We start from the raw sequence: 2,326 nt of genomic DNA, 5'->3' as shown, positions 1-2,326 counted from the left end.
CTGTGCATTTCGTATAACATCTGGCATAATTGCTAAATTTTCCTCAAGCCATTTCGCAGTTTTTTCATCTCCACATGCCTTTCTCATTACACTTCCGTCAATCAATACAGAAGCATTTTTGCATGTAATTAAAAAAATTACAAATCTTATGCAAACATACAATATCTACCTAAATTATCAACTTTATATGCATTATTTTCCTGAGTGGTGCCATAATTATCGCCATAATATATCTTTATTCCTTTCAAAATTTTTGTCCATGCACTTATGTCTGCACAATCATTTTCTGCCGCCAAACATTTTCTGGCAGTAGCATAACAGGAACCCGGCATATCAATTTCCCATGCTTTGCTGGAATCACCATCATACGGAATATATGTAACTCCATTAGGAGTCAAAAATGTAAAACCATCTTTTTCGCGTTTCAGATTTCCTGATATCTCAAGTAAAGCATATAATCCTGCCGTAGACCGCTGTGAACTTACCGGATATTTTTGAAATTCATCAGCTAATTTATTCAGCGTCTCTATATCTTTATCGGATGTTATGATTACCGAAACTCCTTGTGCCTCATTTCCCTTTATCGACAAATAATTTAACCCTGTCTTTGGATCACGTTTTACTACCAATCCCCCCTGTAGCGGTATCTCCTTTATATCAATATTTCTTTGGTCAGACAAATCATTCAAAAGATTTTTCAGTTCACTTGTCATGGTTACATTATACGAAAATGGCTGATCCATATTAATCAGGAACTCCATTCCTGTTTTCTCATCTCTTTGAATTGCTAATTGATCTTCTCTTATATAAAAATCTTTTCCTGTCTGCTTATCTACAATCTCATATGCTGCTACTCCATTCACATATGTAGCATCTTCAATTTTATATCTTTCTGTCTCTATTGGTAATTCAATATCTTGAGAGATACTATTTTGTGTATAAATTCCAAAGTTACTATAATCTGTACTGTTTACATAGGAATCCCTTGTGCTAATCTTATTACTTATACACTCTTGGGCTTTATTCATTGTATCAGAAAAATTTCCTACTGCATTTCTATTATTTTTACTGCATAACATACTTTGTTATAAGTAACCATTCTCTATTCTCATGATTCTCCCTCCCAATCACTTGGGTTTTATTGAATACTCCATTATAAACTTTAATCTTTTATCTGAAATGTACCGTCTGCTATAACAAACTGTACATTTAACTCAGACATAATATCTTTGTGCTGTGTCCGGTTATATGCTAAAATTTCCCGGATATCACTTGTGTAATCCTGATAGGTCAGATTCCCACCCGGATGATTCAACAGATCATCCAGTGTTTTCGGCAGACCATGTATCGCTGTATTTTCCACGGAGAGGTCTCCAAGCGATACGCTGCCGCCAGATGCCTTATATAAAAATTTTCCCACATCCACCGCAGCTTGCAACAGATATTTTTCTTTATCTGACAACTCCTGTATTTTTGAATCCGTGCAAAAATAAATATCCATCAGCTCATCCGAATACTTTGACAGAACATTCTCTATCTTCTGTTTCATTGCATGATCCTGAATACCGTCCACACTTACCTGACCATCCGCCCCAATTTTTATGGAAAACGTGGAATCCGAAATATCAATTCCCGCTTCCTGCAGATCAGCAGATATCCTATCTTTTACTGTGGTATTCATTTTTGCACTTGCATTCGCACGATCCAGCTCTGCTGCAGTACAAAAGATATTTAAAAGAGCATTTTCCTGTTCCGTCAGTTCTCCTCCTGCTGCTTTTTTTTCCAGTAAATTATGAATCTGCTCATCATCCGGCACTGCCCCACCCTGCATAACATCTTCTGCCTGTTTCTGATGCAGTTTCTCCATCTGCTCTGTATAATAGGCTTTGTACTTCTGCCGGATTTCCTTAATTGCACGCGTTTCCTCAGTATCGGTTAAGCCTTCCTGCATCTGCTTCCTGACTGTCCCTTCATACTTCTGAACCTCTTCCATTTCCTGATAAGCTCCATGGCTTTTATCCGCCTGCGTTGTCTGGAAGGAAAGATGATATTCGGCATCCGGGTTTACCATCGAACCGTTCTTTGCCTGTACCTTCACGGTATAACCTCTGTTGTCCGAATTCCAGTTCGGTATGGTAATACTAAGACCGCCATTTCCATTCTCTTTCCCAATGCCGACCTGATTGCCTTCCTCATCATACAAAACCATCTCATAATCACAGCCTTCCGGTATATGATCTAAAATGATCGTAATATCCTTATTATAGGTATCCTTCGCGAAACTTAATGCCCGGTACTCTGTAATATTGAATTCGTAATAGTCCAC

General features: G+C 37.9%; 2 protein-coding genes. Both read right to left on the bottom strand.

The features are described 5' to 3' along the window. Window positions 1-146: 146 nt before the first annotated feature. Complete coding sequence (locus M72_RS13270) at window positions 147-1,079, bottom strand: hypothetical protein (RefSeq protein WP_055068563.1); 933 nt, start codon at window positions 1,077-1,079, stop codon at window positions 147-149. Window positions 1,080-1,162: 83 nt separating this feature from the next. Next, window positions 1,163-2,326: hypothetical protein (locus M72_RS13265; protein ID WP_055068562.1), on the bottom strand; the 1,164-nt coding region annotated here is incomplete at its 5' end.

This window comes from Roseburia faecis, from assembly GCF_001406815.1.
GTDB classification, from domain to species: domain Bacteria; phylum Bacillota; class Clostridia; order Lachnospirales; family Lachnospiraceae; genus Roseburia; species Roseburia faecis.
Note: the sequence above shows the minus strand (reverse complement) of the source record. Positions and strands in the feature narration are given on the sequence as shown.